Source organism: Sphaerotilus hippei (genome assembly GCF_003201595.1).
GTDB classification, from domain to species: Bacteria; Pseudomonadota; Gammaproteobacteria; order Burkholderiales; family Burkholderiaceae_C; genus Sphaerotilus; species Sphaerotilus hippei.
Genome location: NZ_QJJS01000002.1, coordinates 266,439 through 287,088, shown reverse-complemented (window position 1 = coordinate 287,088; position 20,650 = coordinate 266,439). Strand labels below are relative to the sequence as shown.

The window sequence follows — 20,650 nt, the reverse complement described above, 5'->3', positions numbered from 1 at the left end:
TCAGCTCTTTTCCTGGTCCGGGTCGGACGGGTGATCACTGCCCAGGGGCAGGGTGACACGCACGGTGGTGCCTCGGCCGGGGGCCGAGTCGAACTCGATCTGACCGCCGGCCAGGCGCAGCAGCTGCAGCACCAGCGGCAGGCCCAGCCCCATGCCCGGCAGGTCACGCACCGCGGCGGCGCGATGGAAGGGCTCGAAGATCAGCGCCAGGTCCTCGGGCTCGATGCCCATGCCCTCGTCGGTGATGGTCAGGCTCAGCTGGCCGGCGCCGCAGGCCGCCTGCAGGCGCACCGGCAGGTGCGGCGGTGAATACTTGAAGGCGTTGTCGAGCAGCTGCGTGGCCACCTGGCGCAGCACCAGCGGATCGAGCCAGACCACGCGCTGGGCAGCCGACAGGTCCAGCAGCACCTCGCGCGGCGGATCGGCCGAGGCCTGCAGGTCGGCCGACAGCGACAGCAGCACGTCGCCAGGCAGCGTCGCGCGCGGCGTGTGCGGCTCCTCGCCCGCCGACAGGCGGCTGATCAGCAGCACCCGCTCGATGGCGGCCACCATCGACGTGGTGGCCTGCTCGATGCGCTCGCACGAACCCAGCAGGCGCTGGCGGTCACGGTCCTCGACCGCCAGGCCCACGACACGCCGGCGGATCAGGCCGGCACTGGCCTGGATCACCGTCAGCGGCGTGCGGAACTCGTGGCTCACCGTGGCCATGAGCCGCTCGCGCAAGGGCATCAGGCCATCGCACGAGGCAGGGGCCTCGCCGGACCGCAATGTGGCATCGACCTGCATGAAGACCGTCCTGGTTCTGCGCACCCGGGGACAGGACACGGGTGCTCGACCCGTGCTCATCGGCGCCGGGGCGCGGAACTTGAGGACGATCGGCGGCGGCGAGCGTGTCAGTGCATCGACGCCAGCACCCGCTCATGCAGCTTGCGGATGCCGAACCAGACCGACAAGGCGATGACCGGCACGCCCATGGCCATCACCACGTCGGGCGACAGGGGCACGCCGGCGGCCTTCAGGCCCTTGCCCAGGTAGCCGAGCAGGCCCACGCCGTAGTAGGTGATCGCCGCCACCGACAGGCCCTCGACCGCGCTCTGCAGCAGCAGCTGGGCCTCCTGGCGGCGGTTCATCGCGTCGAGCAGCGCCTGGCTGCTCTGCTGCTGCTCGATCTCGACGCGCGTGCGCAGCAGGTTGCTGGTGCGCGAGATGCGCTCGGACAGCGCCTGCTGGCGCCGGGCCGCCCAGGCGCAGGTGTGCATGGCCGGCGACAGGCGACGGTCCATGAACTCGCCCAGCGTCTGCAGCCCGTGCACGCGGTCCTCGTGCAGCTCGTGGATGCGCCTCTGCACCAGCTCGAAGTAGGCCGCGCTGGCCGAGAAGCGGGCGTGGGTGCGGGCATAGACGCCCTCCACCTTCGCGGCCAGGTGGGTCAGCTGCTCGAGCAGCCCGGGCTCGCCCTGCTTGCCGGCCGAGCGGATCTGGTTGGCCACGTCGGCCAGCTCACGCTCGGCCGAGCCGAGCGAGGCGCCGACCTCACGCGCCGCGGGCAGGCCCAGCATGGCCATCATGCGGTAGGTCTCGATCTCGAGCACCCGCTGCACCGCGCGGCCGAGCCGGCGCGGGTTCATGTCGTCGACCTCCAGCACCCAGCGACCGAAGCCGTCGGCATGCAGGCGGAAGTCGGTGTAGATGTCGAGCTGGCCGTCCATCACGCTGGCGCCCACCAGGCTGTCCTCGTCGAGGCTGCGGCGCACCAGCGTCGAGACGCTGCCCGGCTCGTCGTGCTGGCGCTGCAGCACCAGCACGTGCAGCCCCACCAGCCACTGCCCGGGCAGGCCCTGCAGCCACTCGCGCGGGGCCTCGGGCAGCGAGGCCGGGTCAAACCCGCAGTCCGGCTGCGCCAGGCTGCGCCAGAACGTGACGGTGTGGAACTCGGTGTGCTTCTCCCAGCGCAGCCGCAGGCCGCCCAGGTCGACGCTCATGTGGCTGGTCTCGTCGCCGGCCTGCGGCAGGTGGCGGCGGTGCAGCAGGTGGTTCAGGTGCTCACGCGCGGCCGGGCCGGCCGCCCCCACCAGGGCGACATGGGTCAGCGCCAGCGGCGCGACCAGGCGCTCGTGCGGGCGGGCATGGACTTCGTTGTGCAGCGCCTCGCGCTGCGGATGCACTTCGTGCATGGGTTTCCTCCGGATCGATCGGCGATCCTGCATGCAAGATGCCCGCCGTGTCACGGCGGCGACCGTGACGGATCCGTCGATCCGCCGCCGGACATGGGCTCAGAGCGGTCGCCCGTCCAGCGACATGCCGATGTAGCGGCGCACCACCGGGGATGCATCGCCGGCATGCAGCGCCAGGCGCTGCTGGCGCAGCTCGACGTCGTCGGTGGTGAAGCGCTCATGGCGCCGCAGGTGCTCGACCCAGGTCTCGTCGACGAAGTATTCGACGTGGCGACCCGGCACCTCGGTGTCGCGGAAGAGCCCCCAGGACAGCGCGCCCTGGCGCAGCCGCGCCGCGCGGGTCAGTGCCATGACCCGGGCGAAGGCCTCGAGGTCGGCCGCACGCACGTGGTATTCGACCGTCACCATCACCGGCCCCTCGTCGGCCTCGATCGGCACCGCCGGGCTGGGCTGGGCGGCCGGCTGGGCCGGGCGCAGGTCGGGCTCGACCTGCGGCTGGATGCTCAGACGGCGCGTGAGCAGCAGGCACACCGGCGCGAGGGCCGCCGCCGCCATCAGCGCGGCCGGCACGCCCACCAGCGAGGCCGTCTGTCCCCACAGCGCCGCCCCCAGGGCGCTGCCGCCCATCAGGCCCATCTGGTAGATCGACATGCCGCGCGCGCGCACCCAGTTGGGCAGCGCCAGCTGGGCCGACATCGTCAGGGTGTTGGCCGTGCTGATCCAGGCCATGCCGCACAGCATCATCACCGGGGCGGCGATCCACAGGCTGGGCGCCCAGGCCATCGCCAGCGTGGTCAGCGCCTGCACCAGCGTGCCCAGGCGCACGACGTGGTCGCGGGTGTACTGCTCACGCACCCGGTTGATCATCAGCGCCGCGAAGATCGCCCCCGCCCCCAGACAGGCCAGCAGCAGCGTGAAGCCGCCCGCCCCGCCCTTCATGCGCTGCGCCAGCAGCGGCAGCAGCGACATCACCGCACTGCTCTGCAGGAAGAACAGGAAGACGCGGATCAGCGCGGCGCGCACCGACGGCGACTGCCGCACATGCTGCAGGCCCACGCGCATCGCGCCGACGAAACGCTCGCCGGGCAGCGCGCTGCTGCGGGGAACGCTCTTCCAGCGCAGGATCAGCGCGAAGGCCACCAGCGACATCAGCGCGTTGAAGGCGAACACCGCCGGGCTGCCCAGCGTGGACAGCAGCAGCCCGGCCAGCAGCGGGCCGATGATGCGCGAGCCGTTCATCGCGATCGCGTTGAGCGCCAGCGCCGACGACAGCTGCGGGCGCGAGACGATGTCGGGCAGGATGGCGGCGAACACCGGCCAGCGCATCGCCAGGCCGATGCCGTTGCAGAAGGTCAGCAGCAGCAGGCTGTGGGCGCTGAGCACGCCGGCCAGCGCGCTGGCGGCCAGCACCAGCGCGACCACCGCCACCCACAGCTGGGTGAAGGCGAAGTAGCGCCGCCGGTCGACGATGTCGGCCATCGCGCCGCTGGGCAGCCCCAGCAGGAACACCGGCAGCGTCGACGCGGCCTGCACCAGCGCCACCAGCAGCGGGTCGCTGGTGAGCTGGGTCATCAGCCAGGCCGCGGCCACGTCGTTCATCCACATGCAGACGTTGGCGGCCAGCCAGGCCAGCCACAGCATGCGGAAGACGGGTTCGGCCAGGGGCACCAGGGCCGTCGGCCAGCGGTCGCTCGGGGAGGTCATGGGGAAAAGTCTCTCGAGGAACGAAAAAGGGCCCCACCGCAGTGGAGCCCCCGCTCAACGCGACAGGAAGAGATCAATCTCCATCCTGGAACGCTTCTTCGCGCTTGTTCTTGATCGACGGCAGCATCACCACCACGATCATCAGCAGCGAGGCCAGCAGCAGCCCGGCCGACAGCGGACGGGTCATGAAGGTCGTCCAGTCACCACGCGACAGCAGCAGCGCGCGGCGCAGGTTCTCCTCCATCATCGGGCCGAGGATGAAGCCCAGCAGCAGCGGCGCCGGCTCGCAGCCCAGCTTGTAGAACAGGTAGCCGACCGCACCGAACAGCACGCCCATGTAGACGTCGAAGTTGTTGTTGTTCAGCGTGTACAGGCCGATGCAGCAGAAGGTCAGGATGGCCGGGAACAGGAAGCGGTAGGGCACCGTCAGCAGCTTGATCCAGATGCCGATCATCGGCAGGTTCAGGATCACCAGCATCGCGTTGCCGATCCACATCGAGGCGATCAGGCCCCAGAACAGGTCCGGGTTGCTGGCCATCACCTGCGGGCCGGGCTGGATGCCCTTGATGGTCATCGCACCGACCATCAGCGCCATCACCGCGTTGGGCGGGATGCCCAGCGTCAGCATCGGGATGAAGCTGGTCTGCGCCCCGGCGTTGTTGGCGGCTTCGGGGCCGGCCACGCCACGGATGTTGCCCTGGCCGAACGGCACCTCGCCGGCGCGGCCACGCGACTTCTTCTCGACCGTGTAGGCGGCGAACGAGGCGAGCAAGGCGCCGCCACCGGGCAGCACGCCCAGCAGCGAGCCCAGCGCCGTCCCACGCAGCACGGCCGGGAACGCGTCCTTGACGTCCTGCTTGGTCGGCCACAGGCCCTTGACGTCCTTGGTGAAGACCTCGCGGTGCTCGGCCGGGCGGCCCAGGTTGGAGATGATCTCGCCGAAGCCGAACACGCCCATGGCGATGGTCACGAAGCCGATGCCGTCGGTCAGCTCGGCGATGTCGAACGAGAAGCGCGGCACGCCGGAGATCACGTCGGTGTTGATCTGGCCGAGCAGCAGACCCATCATGATCATCGCGATCGCCTTGACCAGCGAGCCCGAAGCCAGCACGACCGCACCGATCAGGCCCAGCACCATCAGCGAGAAGTACTCGGCCGGGCCGAACTTGAAGGCCAGCTCGGTCAGCGGCGGCGCGAAGGCGGCGATGATGATCGTGCCCACGCAGCCGGCGAAGAACGAGCCCAGGCCGGCGGCGGCCAGCGCCGCACCGGCGCGGCCCTTGCGGGCCATCGAGTAGCCGTCGATGGCGGTCACCACCGAGGAGGCTTCACCGGGCACGTTGATCAGGATCGCGGTGGTCGAGCCACCGTACTGGGCGCCATAGTAGATGCCGGCCAGCATGATCAGCGCCGGCGTCGCGTCCAGCGCATAGATCGACGGCAGCAGCATGGCGATGGTCGCCACCGGGCCCAGGCCGGGCAGCACGCCGATCAGGGTGCCGAGCACGGCGCCCCCGAAGGCGTACATCAGGTTGGTGACGGTGAAGGCGACGGAAAATCCGAGCGAGAGGTTGTTCAGCAGATCCATGTTCTTGTCCTCAGGCGCCGAAGACGGTCGGCCACATCGGGATGGTCAGGCTCAGGCCCTTGAAGAAGATCAGGTAGGACGCCGCGGTGAGGATGACCGCGTTGAGCACCGCTTCCTTGAGCTTGAACTCGTCGCTGGCACTGGCCGACAGGATGACCAGCAGCGGCAGCGTGATCAGCATGCCCAGGCGCGGCAGCAGGAAGCCGAACATCGCGATGGAGCCCAGGATGATCAGCAGCGGCTTCCAGGCGAAGGCGCCGACGGGTTCACCGTCGTCGGTCTCGACCGTCAGGGCCTTGAACAGCACCATGCCGCCGAGGATGGACATCAGCACGCCCAGCCCGAACGGAAAGTAGGCCGGACCCGGGCGGGCCGAGCTGCCGAAGCTGTAGTTCAGCGAGCCCCAGGCGAAGGCCACGCCGACCACGATGAACATCAGTCCGGACCAGAAGTCCTTCTGACTTTTGACTTTCACGCTGCATCTCCTCGTTATGTGAGCTGGCGCGATTCTAGGAACCGCATCCCTCGTGCCCTGTGTGGATTCCACTTAACAGGGTTTACACCGAGCCGCCAGCGCGCCGGTCAACCCGACCACGCGGGCGAGGCCTTCAGGACCTCGTCGATCGTCGTGCCGCCGGCGGCCACCAGGTCCAGGCCGGCCGATCGCAGCGGCTGCATGCCCTCGGACAGCGCCCGCTGGCGCAGGCCGTCCAGGTCGGGCACCTCCTTGACCGCGCCCCGCACCGCCTCGCTGACCGTCAGCAGCTCGAACAGGCCGCGGCGGCCGCGGTAGCCGGTCATGCGGCAGTCCGGGCAGCCCACCGGACGGTGGGGCCGGAAGGCCGCGGGCTCGGGCGGCTGCCAGAGCGGCATCACCGCCCGCAGCTGCTCGACGCCCACGCGCTCGTCGGGCTCGCGGCAGGCCGGGCAGAGCTGGCGCACCAGGCGCTGGGCCAGCACGCCGATCACCGTGGCGTTGATCAGGTAGGCCGGCACGCCCAGGTCCAGCAGGCGCGTGATGGCGCTGGCCGCGTCGTTGGTGTGCAGCGTGCTGAAGACCAGGTGGCCGGTCAGCGCGGCCTGCACCGCCATCTCGGCGGTCTCCAGGTCACGGATCTCGCCGACCATGATGATGTCCGGATCCTGGCGCATCAGCGAGCGCAGGCCGGTGGCGAAGTCGAGGTCCAGCGCCGGCTGCACCTGGGTCTGGTTGAACGCGGGCTCGATCATCTCGATCGGATCCTCGATGGTGCAGACGTTGACCTCGTCGGTGGCCAGGCGCTTGAGCGTGGCGTACAGCGTGGTGGTCTTGCCGCTGCCGGTCGGCCCGGTGACGAGGATGATGCCGTGGGACTGGCCGATCAGATGCTGCCAGCGCTCGCTCTCGCGCGCACCGAAGCCCAGCGCCTGCACCGGCTGCACGGCGGTGTCGGGGTCGAAGATGCGCATCACCAGCTTCTCGCCGAAGGCGGTGGGCAGCGTGGACAGGCGCATCTCGACCTCATCGCCACGGGCGTTGCGGGTCTTGATGCGGCCGTCCTGGGCGCGCCGGCGCTCGACCACGTCCATGCGGCCGAGCAGCTTGATGCGCGCCGTGACCGCGGCCATCACGGTCTGCGGCAGCTGGTAGACGGTGTGCAGCACGCCGTCGATGCGCAGGCGGATGGCGCACTGGTCACGCCGGGGCTCGACGTGGATGTCGCTGGCCCGCTGCTCGAAGGCGTAGGTCCAGAGCCAGTCGACCACCTGCACGACGCCCTGGTCGTTGGCATCGAGCTGCCGGTGCTTGCCCAGCTCGACCAGCTGCTCGAAGTTGACGACCGTGCTGACCTCGCCGGACTTCTGCGCCGCGCGCACCGAATGGGCCAGGCGGTAGAACTCGTCGGTGTAGCGGGCGATGTCGACCGGATTGGCCACCACCAGACGCACCGTCTTGCGGGTGTGGGCGGCGATCTCGGGCACCCAGTCGACCGCCTGCGGATCGCTGGTGGCCACGGTGATCTCGTGGGCGCCGACCTGCACCGGCAGCACCCGGCGCTTGTCGGCATAGGCCTGCGACATCACGTCGGTGACCCGGGCGACGTCGACCTTGAGCGGATCGATGCGCAGGTACGGCAGGCCCGTGCGCTGCGCCAGCCAGCGGGTCAGCGCCTCGAGGTCGAGCACCGTGCCGCTGTGGCGGTCGATCACGCCGGCCCCGCCCAGGCGCACCAGCGGATGCAGGCTGCTGCGCCCGGCCGACAGGCGCTGCGCCAGCGCCTCGGCCGCCACCGGCGTGATGCGGTCGTCCTGCACCAGCCCCTCGAGCAGGCGCTGCCAGGTCATCGGCCCCTGGTGCAGCAGCGAGGCCGCACGGGCCCCGGGGCGCGAGCCGGGTGCTGCGGCAGGACCGGAGGTGCTCATGCGGACGGGACCGGCTGCTCGTCGACGGGCCGGGCACCGGCCGCGCGCGCACGCGAGGCCGGCAGCGGCCGGATCAGGTGCACCCAGGCGCTGGCGGCCAGCGCGGTGCGGGCCTCGACCAGGCGGGCGCGGCGCACCAGCTCGTCGGGCGCGGGCAGGCCGCGGCCCTTGACGGCCAGCACGATGGTGTTGCCCTCGTCGGTCGGGCTGAGCATGACGACCACCCCGCCCTCGGCGGCGAACGCCGCCTCGATGCGGCGCGCGCTGCGCAGGAAGCTGGCGTTGCGGCCGAACAGGTTGACCGCCAGCACGCCCCCCGGGCGCAGCACGCGGTGGCAGTCGCGGTAGAAGTCCTCGTCGTCGAGCACCGGCGCGGCCGCCTGGTGGTCGTAGAGGTCGACCTGCAGCACGTCGGCGCTGGCCGCGTGCTGCCCGTCGGCCACCCAGGCGCCGGCGTCGGCCTCGATCACCTGCAGGCGCTCGTCGTCGGCCGGCAGGCGGAACCACTGGCGGCAGGCCACGATGACCTGCGCATTGAGCTCGACCGTGGTGGTGCGCAGGTGCAGCTCGCCGTGGCAGTAGCGGGTCAGCGTGGCCGCGCCGAGGCCCAGCTGCACGACCTGCAGCTCGGACCAGTCGTCGGGCTCGACCAGCAGCAGCCAGGCCATCATGCGGCGGATGTACTCCAGCTCCAGCTGGCGCGGCTTGCGCAGCCTCAGGGCGCCCTGCACCCAGGGCGTCTCGCCCAGGTGCAGGTAACGCACGCCATCGAACTCGGAAATGGTGGCCCCGGGCAGGGCCGCGCGCTTCTTGACGGTTTTTTTGCTCATGTCGGATCGTAGAGGGCGAACACCTCGCGCCAGGCCGCGAGTTTGCGCTCGAAGGACCAGCTCGCATGGGCGGGACTGGTCGAAGGCAGGCGGTGCACGGCCAGCCCGAGCCCGGCGAGGTGGGCCATGGCACGGGCCGACTCGGCGCCGTTGTGGGCCACCGCCACCAGGGCGGGCGCGCGGGCGCGCAGGCCGCTGAAGTCGTTGTACCGCGCGTCGCGGATCGCGCTGTCGAGGCTGCCGGGGCGGCGGCAGCTGGCATAGACGTCCCACAGGCCCAGGCCACGCTCGCGCACCACCTGCAGCCGCTGCGCATAGGGCAGCGCACGCAGGTCCAGGCCCCACAGGGCCGACAGCATCGGCCAGAACTGGTTGCGCGGGTGGGCGTAGTACTGCGCCGCCTGCAGCGAGGCCACACCGGGAAAGCTGCCCAGCACCATCAGGCGCGTGCCGGCGCCGACCACCGGCGCCAGGCCGAGCAGCGTGGCATCCGGCGCCATGTCGGACCCCGGGTGACGCGCCGGCCCCGCGCCCCGCTCAGGCACGATCGGCCTCCAGCGCGGCCAGCCGGGGCAGGGCCGCCACGGCATTGGCCGAGGTGATCGCGGCGGTCTGCTCGAGCGTCCAGCCACGCAGCGCCGCCAGCGTGGCACCGATGCGCGGCAGCTCGGCGGGCGCGTTGCGGCTGACGGCGCCCGCCGCCCGTTGCGCCGCGGTGCGGTAGAGCCACTGCGGCGGGATGTCCGGCGCATCGGTCTCGAGCACCAGCGCCTGCTCGGGCAGCTCGGCGGCCAGGCGGCGGATCTGCAGTGCCCGCTCGAAGGTCATCGCGCCGCCGAAGCCGAGCCGGAAACCGAGGTCGACGAAGGCCTGCGCCTGCTGCAGGCTGCCGTTGAACGCGTGGGCGATGCCACCGGCCACCGGATGGCGGCGCAGCAGCTGCAGCAGCGCATCCGCGCTGCGGCGCACATGCAGGATCACGGGCAGGCCGGCGCGCCGGGCCTGGACCAGCTGGGCCGCGCAGCAGCGCTGCTGCAGCGCGCGGTCCAGCCCGGGCACGAAGCCGTCCAGACCGATCTCGCCCACGGCGACCAGCCGGGGGTCGGTGGCGGCGTCGGCCAGGGCCTGGTCGAGCCGGTCGATCGCGTCCTCGGGCTGCTCGGCCACGAAGAGTGGATGCAGGCCCAGCGCGTAGGCGTCACCGCCCTGGTGCGCCAGCGCCTGCACGGCCGTGAAGCTCGACACCCCGACCGCCGGCAGCACCAGCCGCCCCACCCCGGCCGCCCGGGCCTGCTCACGCACCTGCAGCCGGTCGGCCGCGAACTCGGCCGCGTCGAGGTGGCAATGGGTGTCGATCCAGAGGGGCGCCATGCCGACATTGTCGCGCGCCGATGTTGCTCGCCGGTGAGTGGCTCAGGGACCGAAGCGCAGGATGGCCGCCGCCATGCGTTCGGCCGCGCCCCGGTGCTGCTGCGCGAACGCGCGGGCCCGGCGCACGGCCTCGGCATGGGCCTGCGCGTCGGCACACCATGGCAGGGCCGTGTCCAGTGCCGCGGCGAGGTCGGGCACCCGGCGGGCCGCCCCGGCCGCTTCGGCCAGCTCCGCCGCGACGGCGAAGTTGAAGGTGTGCGGCCCCATCACCACCGGACAGCCGCAGGCGGCCGCCTCGATCAGGTTCTGGCCACCCAGCGGGGCGAAGCTGCCGCCCAGCAGCGCCACGTCGGCCAGCGTGTAGTAGGCCGCCATCTCGCGCAGGCTGTCGCCGATCCAGACCTCGGCGGCCACGGCCGCGGCATGCGGATGCTCGCCGGCGAAGCCGCTGCGGCGCACCGCCTCGAGGCCGGCCGCGCGCACCAGCTCGGCCACCTCGTCGAAACGCTGTGGATGGCGGGGCACCAGCACCAGCCGCGCCGGCGCCAGCCCGTCCCGGCGGCGCTGCGCGCACAGCGCCTGCCAGGCCGCCAGCAGCGCGGTGTCCTCGCCCTCGCGCCACACGGCGGCCAGCACCACCGGCCCGGCCTGGTGCTCGTCCCAGGCCGCCCGCCAGGCCCGGCCCCGGGCGCACAGCGCCTCGTCGGGACGCAGGTCGAACTTCAGGTTGCCGCAGACCTCGACACGCGGCACGCCGGCGGCCTCGAGCCGGCAGGCATCGCCGTCGGTCTGGGCCAGCGCCAGGCTCAGCCGCCGCGCCGCGGGGCGCATCAGCGCATGCAGGCGCTGGCCCCGGCGCAGGCTGCGCTCGGACAGGCGTGCATTGGCCAGCACCATCGGCACGCCGGCGGCAGCGGCCGCGGCCTGCAGCGCCGGCCAGATCTCGGTCTCCATCAGCACACCGACCGCCGGCCGGTGGCGCGCCAGGAAACGGCGCGTCGCCCCGGGCGTGTCCAGCGGCAGCCAGCGCTGCACGTCACCGGGCTGCAGCAGCGCCGCACCGGTCTCGCGACCGGTGGCGGTGCCGTGGGTCAGCAGCAGGCGCAGGCCCGGACGGGCCTGGCGCAGCGCGGCGATCAGCGGTTCGGCCGCGCGGGTCTCGCCCAGCGAGACCGCATGCAGCCACAGCGCGCCCGGCGTCGAGGCCGCGCCGGCCCCGAGCCGCTCCATCAGCGCCCGGCCATACAGCGGCTCGCGGCGGGCCCGCCACAGCAGCCGCAGCAGCAGCAGCGGCAGCAGCAGGCGCATCAGCAGGCCATAGGCCCGCAGCGCCCAGGCGCCCTCGTGCACGGCGCGGGTGCTCATGCCGGCACGCCGGCACCGGCACGCGCGGCGCCCCGGCGCTCGCAGGCCTGGGTCCAGGCCGCCCAGACCTCGTCGAGCGTGGGCGCCCCTTCGCCCCCCACCGATACCTGATGCACATGGCCATGCGAGGGCTGCGGACCGGTGCGCCAGGCGGTCGGGAAGTTGTAGATCTGCACGTGGATCAGGTCGAGCGCGACCGCGAGGTGGGACAGCCCGCTGTCCACGCCGACGCAGCCACCGGCCCGGCCCATGCGCTCGGCCAGCGCGTTCAGGTCCATGCGTGGCCAGAGCTCGCAAGGATCGATGCCGGGGGCCTCGGGCCGCGCACAGGCGAGCCGGATGCCCTCGGCCAGGCGCCGCGCGCGGGCGCCCTCCTCCTCGCTGCCCTGCGGCAGCGCGATGCGCCAGCCGGCCTGGACCAGGCGCTGGCCCAGCGCCACCCACAGCGGCTCGGGCCAGAGCTTGTCATCGCGCGAGGTGCCATGCACCAGCACGACGGTGCGGGCCGCCTCACCCGCCACACGGGCGCCCTGCAGGCCGAAGTCGGGCGGCTCCTCGACCGGGTAGCCGAGCGCGCGGGCACACAGCGCACGCGAGCGGTCGACCACGTGGATGTGGCGCTCCATCGCGATCGGCCGGTCGGCGACCCAGCGGGTGGGCGCCTCCCAGCCGGAGCCGTCGGTCGGATGGGCCAGCGCAAAACGATGGCCGGTCGCACTGAGCCGGGCCCGCCAGGCCACCACCGCGGACTTGGTCAGTCCCTGCAGGTCGAGCACGGCGTCGTAGGCCTCCTGCTGCAGCAGCTGGCGGAAGGCCCGCTGCTCGCGCCGCACCGACAGCCGCCACCAGCTGCGCCGCCAGCGCCGCTGCGCACACTCGAGCACCCGCCCGATGCCGGCGACCCGGCGCACCAGCGGCGCGAAGCCGGGCTCGACGACCCAGTCGATCTGCGCGCCCGGGTGCACCTTCAGCAGGTCGTGCACCACGGGCAGCGCATGGATCACGTCGCCCAGCGACGACAGCTTGACGATGAGGATGCGCAAGTCAGTGCGCCGCCGCCTGCACCGCCGCCTCGGGCATCACGTCGCGCAGCGCCGCCATGAAGTCATGCTCGATGCGCTCCAGGGCCTCGGGCGTGTGGCCCTCGAAGCGCAGCACCAGCACCGGCGTGGTGTTGGAGGCGCGGATCAGGCCGAAGCCGTCCGGATAGTCGCCGCGCAGCCCGTCGATCGTGCCGATCGTGGCGCCCGGGAAGCTGGCGCGCGCGATCAGCTGCTCGACGATCTCGTGCTGGTTGCCTGCGGGCACCGGCACGTTCAGCTCGGGCGTGCTGTAGCTGGTCGGCAGGGCCTTGAGCACGGCGCTCGGGTCGTCGAAGCGCGACAGGATCTCCAGCAGGCGGGCGGCGGTGTACATCGCGTCGTCGAAGCCGTACCAGCGCTCGCCGAAGAAGATGTGACCGCTCATCTCGCCGGCGATCGGCGCACCGGTCTCCTTGAGCTTGGCCTTGACCAGCGAGTGGCCGGTCTTCCACATCAGCGGCACGCCACCGGCCTCGCGGATGCCCGCGGACAGGCGCTGCGAGCACTTGACGTCGAAGATGATGGTGCCGCCGGGGTGGCGGCTGAGGATGTCACGCGCGAACAGCAGCATCTGGCGGTCCGGGAAGATGATCTCGCCGTCCTTGGTGACCAGGCCGAGCCGGTCGCCGTCGCCGTCGAAGGCCAGGCCCAGCTCGGCCTCGGTCGCGTGCACCACCTTGATCAGGTCGGCCAGGTTCTCCAGCTTGGACGGATCCGGATGGTGGTTGGGGAAATCGCCGTCGACGCGGCTGTAGAGGTCGATCACCTCGCAGCCCAGCGCCTTCAGGATGCCCGGACCCGAGGCGCCCGGAATGCCGTTGCCGGAGTCCACCACGATCTTCATCGGGCGCGCCAGCTTGCAGTCGCTGGTGATGCGATGGGTGTACTCGGCCAGGATGTCCATCGAGGCGACCCGGCCGCCCGGCTTCTGGATGTAGTCCTCGGCCTCCATGCGCTGGCGCAGGCGCTGGATCGCCTCGCCGTGGATCGCCACGCCGGCCAGCACCATCTTGAAGCCGTTGTAGTCCTTCGGGTTGTGGCTGCCGGTGACCTGGATGCCGCTGCGGCAGCCCTTGTCGCCCCGCGTGGCGGCCACGTAGTAGAGCATCGGGGTGGTCACCGCACCGATGTCGACCACGTCCAGGCCGGTCGAGGCCAGGCCCCGGATCAGCGCGGCAGCCAGCGACGGGCCGGACACGCGGCCATCACGGCCGACGGCCACGGCCTTTTCACCGGCGGCGATCGCCTCGCTGCCGAAGGCACGGCCCAGATGTTCGGCGAACTGTTCGTCGAGCGCCTGACCGACGATGCCGCGAATGTCATAAGCCTTGAAGGCCGAAGCAACGAGTTGCATGTGTGTGTCACCCTGAGACTGGAATGCGTTGAGCAGGTCAACAAGAAGGAAATCGCGAATCGGCGGCATTGTAGGGAACCGCGCGGCGATGGCCGCCACTCAAACGGCCCCGGAGCGTGCAGAGTGCGGATCCCCCCTGCAGCTGAGGGGTTTCAGCAGGGCGTTCGACACGGGAATGCCGGAGCCGGAAACAAAAATGCCCGTCAGCGTGAGCGGACGGGCATCTTGAAGACTGGCGGAGTGGACGGGACTCGAACCCGCGACCCCCGGCGTGACAGGCCGGTATTCTAACCAACTGAACTACCACTCCCGGGTAGGTGCCAACTGCGATGGGTTGGCGACTCCTAGGGGATTCGAACCCCTGTAACGACCGTGAAAGGGTCGTGTCCTAGGCCTCTAGACGAAGGAGTCAACAGATCGAAAACAAATGCTTGGCGGAGTGGACGGGACTCGAACCCGCGACCCCCGGCGTGACAGGCCGGTATTCTAACCAACTGAACTACCACTCCGCAGTGGCGACTCCTAGGGGATTCGAACCCCTGTAACGACCGTGAAAGGGTCGTGTCCTAGGCCTCTAGACGAAGGAGTCATCAGGTAAGACTGGAAACTTGGTGGAGGTAAGCGGGATCGAACCGCTGACCTCTTGCATGCCATGCAAGCGCTCTCCCAGCTGAGCTATACCCCCAAATTTTGGCGGAGTGGACGGGACTCGAACCCGCGACCCCCGGCGTGACAGGCCGGTATTCTAACCAACTGAACTACCACTCCGCAGTGGCGACTCCTAGGGGATTCGAACCCCTGTAACGACCGTGAAAGGGTCGTGTCCTAGGCCTCTAGACGAAGGAGTCAATCTCAGGAACACCAGACGCCTTGATGGTGGAGGTAAGCGGGATCGAACCGCTGACCTCTTGCATGCCATGCAAGCGCTCTCCCAGCTGAGCTATACCCCCGACATTTGACTGTCTTCGCTGGCGTCTCGTGTTCAAGCGAGAATGCAATTATGTGGGAGATTCAAACGCATTGCAAGCGTTTGAGCACGATATTTTTATCGAGCAGCGCGAGCACTGCATCGACCGACGGCGTCTGGGTGCGGCCGAACACCAGCACCCGCAGCGGGATCGCCAGTTGGGGCATCTTGACCTTGCACTCGCCCACGGTCTCCTTGATGGCCTGGTTGATCGACGCGGCATCCCAGGCGGGCAGACGGGCCAGCCGGTCACGCAGCGCCACCAGGGCCGGGCGGGAGACGTCGTTGAGGTGCGTGGCCAGGTCGGCTTCGGCCGGCTGCACGTCGACGAAATAGACCGACAGCCAGTCGGCCAGCTCGACCGTCGTGCTGCAGCGGTCCTTGAACAGCGCGCACAAGGCCACCAGCCGGTCGTCGGCCGGCACGCTCAGGCCGCGCCGGGCGAACTGCCCGGCCACCAGGCTGGCCAGCACGGTGTTGTCGCACAGCTTCATGTGCTGGGCGCTCACCCAGCGCAGCTTGGCCTCGTCGAACTGGCCGGCGCTGCGCCCCAGGTGATCGAGGTTGAACCACTCGATGAGCTGCTGGCGGCTGAAGATCTCGTCGTCGCCATGGCTCCAGCCCAGGCGCGCGAGGTAGTTCACCACCGCGTCGGCCGGATAACCTTCGTCACGGTACTGCGTCACCGCCTTGGCGCCGTGGCGCTTGCTCATCTTCTCGCCCTGCTCGTTGAGCACGGTGGGCAGGTGGGCGTAGACCGGCGGCTCCTCGCCCAGCGCACGGAAGATGTGGATCTGGCGCGGCGTGTTGTTGACGTGGTCATCGCCACGGATCACGTGCGTGATCTTCATGTCGATGTCGTCGACGACGACGCAGAAGTTGTAGGTCGGCGTGCCGTCCGGGCGGGCGATGACCAGGTCATCGAGCTCGTCGTTGCTGATCTCGATGCGGCCCTTGACCTTGTCGTCCCAGACCACGGAGCCGCCTTGCGGCGTGCGGAAGCGCAGCACCGGCGCCACGCCTTCGGGCACCGGCGGCAGCACCTTGCCCGGCTCGGGGCGCCAGGTGCCGTCGTAGCGCGGCTTTTCCTTGCTGGCCATCTGGCGCTCGCGCAGCGCGTCGAGCTCGGCCATGCTCATGTAGCAGCGGTAGACCAGGCCCTGCTCGACCATGCGGGCCAGGACCTCCTTGTAGCGGTCCATGCGCTGCATCTGGTAGAACGGACCCTCGTCGTGGTCCAGGCCCAGCCACTGCATGCTCTCGAGGATGACGTCGACCGCCTCCTGCGACGAGCGCTCGACATCGGTGTCCTCGATGCGCAGCACGAAGGTGCCGCCGGTGGCACGGGCGTAGGCCCAGGGATACAGCGCCGAGCGGATGTTGCCCAGATGGATGAATCCGGTCGGCGACGGGGCGAAACGGGTGCGGACTTGGCTCATGGCAGGTCGATTCAGATCAGTGCGAGGCCGAGCGCGAGGTCGGCCTTCAGGTCGTCCACATGCTCGAGCCCGACGGCCACGCGGATCATGCCCTGCGTGATGCCCGCGGCCAGCCGCTGCGCTTCGGTCAGGCGACCGTGCGAGGTGCTCGAGGGGTGGGTGATGGTGGTCTTGGTGTCGCCCAGGTTGGACGTGATCGAGCAGATGCGGGTCGCGTCGATCACCGCGAAGGCGTTGGCACGTGCCGCCTCGGGCGTGTCGCCACGCACCACGAAGCTGACAACGGCGCCGCCGTTGCCCCCCTGCTGGGCCATGGCCAGCGCGTGCTGCGGGTGCGACGGCAGGCCGGGGTAGTAGACCCGGGCCACCTGGGGCTGCGCCTCCAGCCACCCGGCCAGCTGCAGCGCCCGCGCGCCTTGCGCCTCCATGCGGATCGACAGCGTCTCCAGCCCCTTGAGCACCACCCAGGCGTTGAAGGGCGACAGGCACATGCCGGCCGAGCGCATGACGGACATGAACGGCCCGTCGATCAGCGCCGCCGGGCCGCAGACCGCCCCGGCGACGACACGGCCCTGCCCGTCCAGGTACTTGGTGCCCGAATGGATGATCAGGTCGGCGCCCAGGCTGGCCGGGCGCTGCAGCGCCGGCGAGCAGAAGCAGTTGTCGACCGCCAGCAGCGCACCCGCGCCATGGGCGACATCGGCCAGCGCGCGGATGTCGCAGACCTCGGTCAGCGGATTGCTCGGCGTCTCGGCGAACAGCAGCTTCGTGTTGGGCTGCAGCGCCGCACGCCATTCGGCGACGTCGGTCTGCGAGACGAAGGTCGTCTGCACGCCGAACTTGCCGAACTCGCCCTGCAGCAGCTTGATGGTCGAGCCGAACACGCTGCGCGAGCAGATCACGTGGTCACCCGCCTTCAGCAGGCCCATGACCAGCAGCATGATCGCCGACATGCCGCTGGACGTGGCGATGCAGGCCTCGGTGCCCTCGAGCGCCGCCAGGCGGCGCTCCATCATCATCGTCGTCGGGTTGGTGAAGCGGCTGTAGACGAAGGCTTCCTCTTCCTGGGCGAAACGGGCCGCGGCGGTGGCCGCGTCCGGATGCACGAAGCTGCTGGTCAGGAACAGGGCCTCGGAGTTCTCGCCCCAGGGCGTCGAGGGCAGGCCCTGGCGCACGGCCAGGGTGTCCAGCCGGGCGTCGTCGGGCAGGTCCACCAGCGGCAGACGCTTGGGGTCGGTGTGGTCACGGCTGCGCATGGCGGGCGGTCCGGTTTCAGTGGGCGGAGGTCGGGTTGGGCAGGGCCAGGCGGGAGTGCTCGGCGCCCTCCTCGTCCTGCGGCTGCGTGGCCCGCTGGGTCTTCATGGCCTCGAAGTCGGCCGCCGACACGTCGCCGGTGATGTAGCGGCCATCGAAGCAGGACGCCTCGAGGCTGGCCAGCGCCGGGTTGAGCGCGCTGACCGCACGCTTCATCGCGTCGACATCCTGGTAGATCAGCGCATCGCAGCCGATGTACTGGCGGATCTCCTCGATCGTGCGATCGTGGGCGATCAGCTCGCTGGAGGTCGGCATGTCGATGCCGTAGACGTTGGGATAACGCACCGGCGGCGCGGCCGAGGCCATGTAGACCTTGTTGGCCCCGGCCTCGCGCGCCATCTGCACGATCTCCTTGGAGGTCGTGCCGCGCACGATGGAGTCGTCGACCAGCAGCACGTTGCGGCCCTTGAACTCCATGCCGATGGCATTGAGCTTCTGGCGCACGCTCTTCTTGCGCACCGCCTGGCCCGGCATGATGAAGGTGCGCCCGACGTAGCGGTTCTTGACGAAGCCCTCGCGGTAGGGCTTGCCCAGCTTCTGCGCCAGCTGCATCGCCGACGGGCGGCTGGATTCGGGAATCGGGATGACCACGTCGATCTCCGACGGCGGCATCGTGCTGATGACCCGCTGGGCCAGCGTCTCGCCCATGTTCAGGCGGGCGTGGTAGACCGAGACGCCGTCGATGACCGAGTCGGGACGGGCCAGGTAGACGTACTCGAACACGCAGGGGTTCAGCGACGGCGCGGTGGCGCACTGCTGGCTGTGCAGTTCGCCGTCCATCGTGATGAACAGCGCCTCGCCCGGAGCGATGTCACGCACGAGCTGGTGGCCCGTGCCCTCGAGGGCCACCGATTCGCTGGCCACCATCCACTCGGGCCCGTTGGCGCCTTCCCCCTTGCCCAGGCAGAGCGGGCGGATGCCATGCGGATCGCGGAAGGCCAGCAGGCCGTAGCCGGCGATCAGCGCCACCACGGCATACGAGCCCTTGACGCGGCGGTGCACGGCGCTGACGGCCTTGAACACCTCCACCGGCGTCAGCGGCAGGTCACGCGCGGCCAGCTCGAGCTCGTGGGCCAGGATGTTGATCAGCGCCTCGGTGTCGCTCTCGGTGTTGAGGTGGCGACGGTCGATGCCGAACAGCTCCTTCTTCAACGCGTGCGCGTTGGTGATGTTGCCGTTGTGCACCAGCACCAGGCCGAAGGGGGCGTTGACGTAGAACGGCTGCGCCTCCTCCTCGCTGTAGGCGTTGCCCGCGGTGGGGTAACGCACCTGGCCCAGGCCGATGTTGCCCGGCAGGGAGCGCATGTTGCGCGTGCGGAAGACGTCACGCACCATGCCGCGGGCCTTGTGCATGAAAAACTTGGTCCCCATGCCCGTGACGATGCCTGCGGCATCCTGCCCACGATGCTGCAGCAGCAGCAGGGCGTCATAGATCAACTGATTGACCGGCGTAGCCGAGATCACACCGACGATGCCACACATCGAAATACTCCAAGACTCCAGGTTCCCGCCGCACGCGACGGACCTGCATTTGCATCAAGAACGGACAGCACCTGGACGGGCCTGACACACACCCCATCCAGGCTCAGGATGATTCACGCGGCCGGAACACCGGCCCCACCACGGACAACAGGCCCTTGGACCAGCCCACCGCGACCGATCGACTCCAGCCCTCGCCACGGGCCAGCGGCGTGGCCTCGAGCACCATCACCGCGGCCAGCACGATCAGCAGCCCCCGCACCAGCCCGAAGGCCGCGCCGAACAGGCGATCCAGGCCGGCCAGCGGCGTGGCATGGATCAGCTGCGACACCAGCCACGTCAGCAGGCGCAGCAGCACCAGGGCCAGCACGAAGACCAGCACGAAACCCATCGAGCGCTGCATCACCGACCCGTCCGCCCCCAGCGACAGGCGCTGCGCCACCGGCAGCGCCCACCACTGGGCAGCGATCCAGGCCAGCACCCAGCTGGCCACCGACAGCAGCTCGAACACCAGGCCACGCATCACGCCCCACACCATCGAGCCCAGCAGGACCAGCAGGATGAACCAGTCCGGCCACAACCAGGCGTCGAGCATCATCGGGCCGGGCTCACAGCGCCAGGATGGCCGCGCTCAGACCGCCGGCCCGCAGCTTGGCCGCCGCCCGCTCCGCCTCGGCCCGGCTCGAATAAGGCCCCAGGCGCACCCGCGTGCGCTTGCCGGAGCTGGTGTTGACGTCCTGCTCGACCGACTGCAGACCGAGCCGGTCGATCTTGCGACGGGCTTCGCGCACGGCGGCGTCTTCCGAATAGGCACCGACCTGGATGATGTAGCGGCGCTCGTTCCTGCGGGCCTCGGCCTCCTGGCGCTCCTTGGCCTCGGCCTTCCTGCGCTCTGCCAGGCGCCGCTCGGCGGCCTGCTTCTCACGATCCTTTTCCTTGTCGGCGGCCCGCTTCTCGGCGGCCAGCTTGTCCGCGGCGGCCTTGCGTTCGGCGGCACGCTTGTCGGCCTGCTGGCGGGCCTGGGCGGCCTCGCGCCGTTCGGCGGCAGCCCGGCGCTCGGCCGCCAGCTTGTCGGCGGCCCGGCGATCGGCGGCGGCCTGCTCGGCCTTGCGGCGGTCCTGCTGCTCGCGCAGCGCCAGGGCGGCCGCCGGAGCGGGGCTCACCACCGTCTCGGAATCCGCCAGGCCGAGCGGCTGCGGTGCGGCACGGGCGGCCACGGAGGCCGCCACCTCGGGCGCATCGGCCCGGGCCCGCGCCAGCTTGCCGGTGGCGGGAGCCGCCGCGTCGACCACGGTGCCCGACACCGCCTGCGGAGCACGGGGCTCCTTCTCGAGCATCATGGGCACGGCCACCACCGCGCCGACCACCAGCACCGACAGGCCGATCAGGCGCCGACGGGTGCGCAGGCGCAGCGCCTCGAGCGTGCCGGGGTCCTGCGGGGGAACCACGCGGGCGGCACGTCGGCCTTCGCCGTCGGTGCGCTTGAAAAATGAAAGGAGACCCATCGATGTCAGACGGCGCAGTGCCAGCTCCGGGAGTTTGTGCGGTTCATGACGGGCTGCTCAGCCCGGGCCCACGCC

17 protein-coding genes and 8 tRNA genes are annotated in these 20,650 nt (G+C 70.6%); all 25 read right to left on the bottom strand.

Going from position 1 to position 20,650, the window contains the following annotated elements:
* The gene (locus C7444_RS03365; protein WP_170130611.1) at positions 1-786 is read right to left on the bottom strand and encodes a sensor histidine kinase; all 786 of its coding nucleotides are present in this window, start codon (positions 784-786) and stop codon (positions 1-3) included.
* A gap of 107 nt (positions 787-893) precedes the next feature.
* Entirely contained in the window at positions 894-2,174 is a 1,281-nt protein-coding gene (locus C7444_RS03360) for a DUF3422 family protein (RefSeq protein WP_110399402.1), read from the bottom strand.
* Between the two features lie 99 nt (positions 2,175-2,273).
* Positions 2,274-3,878 (bottom strand): MFS transporter, encoded by a 1,605-nt coding sequence (locus tag C7444_RS03355; RefSeq protein WP_110399401.1) that lies wholly within the window; start codon positions 3,876-3,878, stop codon positions 2,274-2,276.
* Positions 3,879-3,951: 73 nt separating this feature from the next.
* Positions 3,952-5,466 carry a tripartite tricarboxylate transporter permease gene (locus tag C7444_RS03350; RefSeq protein WP_110399400.1) on the bottom strand — a complete coding sequence of 505 codons (1,515 nt, stop codon included), beginning with the start codon at positions 5,464-5,466 and terminating at the stop codon, positions 3,952-3,954.
* A gap of 10 nt (positions 5,467-5,476) precedes the next feature.
* Positions 5,477-5,941, bottom strand: a complete 465-nt coding sequence (locus tag C7444_RS03345; protein ID WP_110399399.1) for a tripartite tricarboxylate transporter TctB family protein — start codon at positions 5,939-5,941, stop codon at positions 5,477-5,479.
* Positions 5,942-6,048: 107 nt separating this feature from the next.
* A complete protein-coding gene (locus C7444_RS03340) occupies positions 6,049-7,869 on the bottom strand; it encodes a GspE/PulE family protein (RefSeq protein ID WP_110399398.1) in 1,821 nt (606 codons plus the stop codon).
* On the bottom strand, positions 7,866-8,699 hold the full coding sequence (locus C7444_RS03335) for a spermine/spermidine synthase domain-containing protein (RefSeq protein ID WP_110399397.1): 834 nt from the start codon (positions 8,697-8,699) through the stop codon (positions 7,866-7,868). The genes C7444_RS03340 and C7444_RS03335 overlap by 4 nt, the downstream gene beginning before the upstream one ends.
* Positions 8,696-9,199 carry a DNA-deoxyinosine glycosylase gene (locus C7444_RS03330; protein WP_110399396.1) on the bottom strand — a complete coding sequence of 168 codons (504 nt, stop codon included), beginning with the start codon at positions 9,197-9,199 and terminating at the stop codon, positions 8,696-8,698. Before C7444_RS03330 ends, C7444_RS03335 begins: the two co-directional genes overlap by 4 nt.
* Before the next feature lie 37 nt (positions 9,200-9,236).
* The gene (locus C7444_RS03325) at positions 9,237-10,070 is read right to left on the bottom strand and encodes a TatD family hydrolase (protein ID WP_110399395.1); all 834 of its coding nucleotides are present in this window, start codon (positions 10,068-10,070) and stop codon (positions 9,237-9,239) included.
* 42 nt (positions 10,071-10,112) lie between these two features.
* Positions 10,113-11,435, bottom strand: a complete 1,323-nt coding sequence (locus C7444_RS03320; RefSeq protein WP_110399394.1) for a 3-deoxy-D-manno-octulosonic acid transferase — start codon at positions 11,433-11,435, stop codon at positions 10,113-10,115.
* Positions 11,432-12,478 (bottom strand): lipopolysaccharide heptosyltransferase I, encoded by a 1,047-nt coding sequence (gene waaC, locus C7444_RS03315; protein ID WP_110399393.1) that lies wholly within the window; start codon positions 12,476-12,478, stop codon positions 11,432-11,434. Before waaC ends, C7444_RS03320 begins: the two co-directional genes overlap by 4 nt.
* A gap of 1 nt (position 12,479) precedes the next feature.
* Positions 12,480-13,871: a phosphomannomutase/phosphoglucomutase gene (locus C7444_RS03310; protein ID WP_110399392.1), complete on the bottom strand. Its 1,392-nt coding sequence runs from the start codon at positions 13,869-13,871 to the stop codon at positions 12,480-12,482.
* Between the two features lie 233 nt (positions 13,872-14,104).
* Positions 14,105-14,181, bottom strand: a tRNA-Asp gene (locus C7444_RS03305).
* Between the two features lie 25 nt (positions 14,182-14,206).
* Positions 14,207-14,282: transfer RNA gene (locus C7444_RS03300), tRNA-Glu, on the bottom strand.
* Positions 14,283-14,303: 21 nt separating this feature from the next.
* Positions 14,304-14,380: transfer RNA gene (locus C7444_RS03295), tRNA-Asp, on the bottom strand.
* A 4-nt stretch (positions 14,381-14,384) separates the two neighbouring features.
* A tRNA-Glu gene (locus tag C7444_RS03290) sits at positions 14,385-14,460 on the bottom strand.
* A gap of 20 nt (positions 14,461-14,480) precedes the next feature.
* Positions 14,481-14,556, bottom strand: a tRNA-Ala gene (locus C7444_RS03285).
* A 6-nt stretch (positions 14,557-14,562) separates the two neighbouring features.
* Positions 14,563-14,639, bottom strand: a tRNA-Asp gene (locus C7444_RS03280).
* A gap of 4 nt (positions 14,640-14,643) precedes the next feature.
* A tRNA-Glu gene (locus C7444_RS03275) sits at positions 14,644-14,719 on the bottom strand.
* A 26-nt stretch (positions 14,720-14,745) separates the two neighbouring features.
* Positions 14,746-14,821, bottom strand: a tRNA-Ala gene (locus tag C7444_RS03270).
* 61 nt (positions 14,822-14,882) lie between these two features.
* On the bottom strand, positions 14,883-16,277 hold the full coding sequence (gene gltX, locus C7444_RS03265; RefSeq protein ID WP_110399391.1) for a glutamate--tRNA ligase: 1,395 nt from the start codon (positions 16,275-16,277) through the stop codon (positions 14,883-14,885).
* An 11-nt stretch (positions 16,278-16,288) separates the two neighbouring features.
* Positions 16,289-17,533 (bottom strand): O-succinylhomoserine sulfhydrylase, encoded by a 1,245-nt coding sequence (locus tag C7444_RS03260; RefSeq protein ID WP_110399390.1) that lies wholly within the window; start codon positions 17,531-17,533, stop codon positions 16,289-16,291.
* 16 nt (positions 17,534-17,549) lie between these two features.
* Entirely contained in the window at positions 17,550-19,073 is a 1,524-nt protein-coding gene (purF, locus tag C7444_RS03255) for an amidophosphoribosyltransferase (protein ID WP_110399389.1), read from the bottom strand.
* A gap of 103 nt (positions 19,074-19,176) precedes the next feature.
* Positions 19,177-19,668: a CvpA family protein gene (locus tag C7444_RS03250; protein WP_110399388.1), complete on the bottom strand. Its 492-nt coding sequence runs from the start codon at positions 19,666-19,668 to the stop codon at positions 19,177-19,179.
* Positions 19,669-19,678: 10 nt separating this feature from the next.
* Positions 19,679-20,575, bottom strand: a complete 897-nt coding sequence (locus C7444_RS03245) for an SPOR domain-containing protein (RefSeq protein ID WP_110399387.1) — start codon at positions 20,573-20,575, stop codon at positions 19,679-19,681.
* Positions 20,576-20,650: the final 75 nt, after the last annotated feature.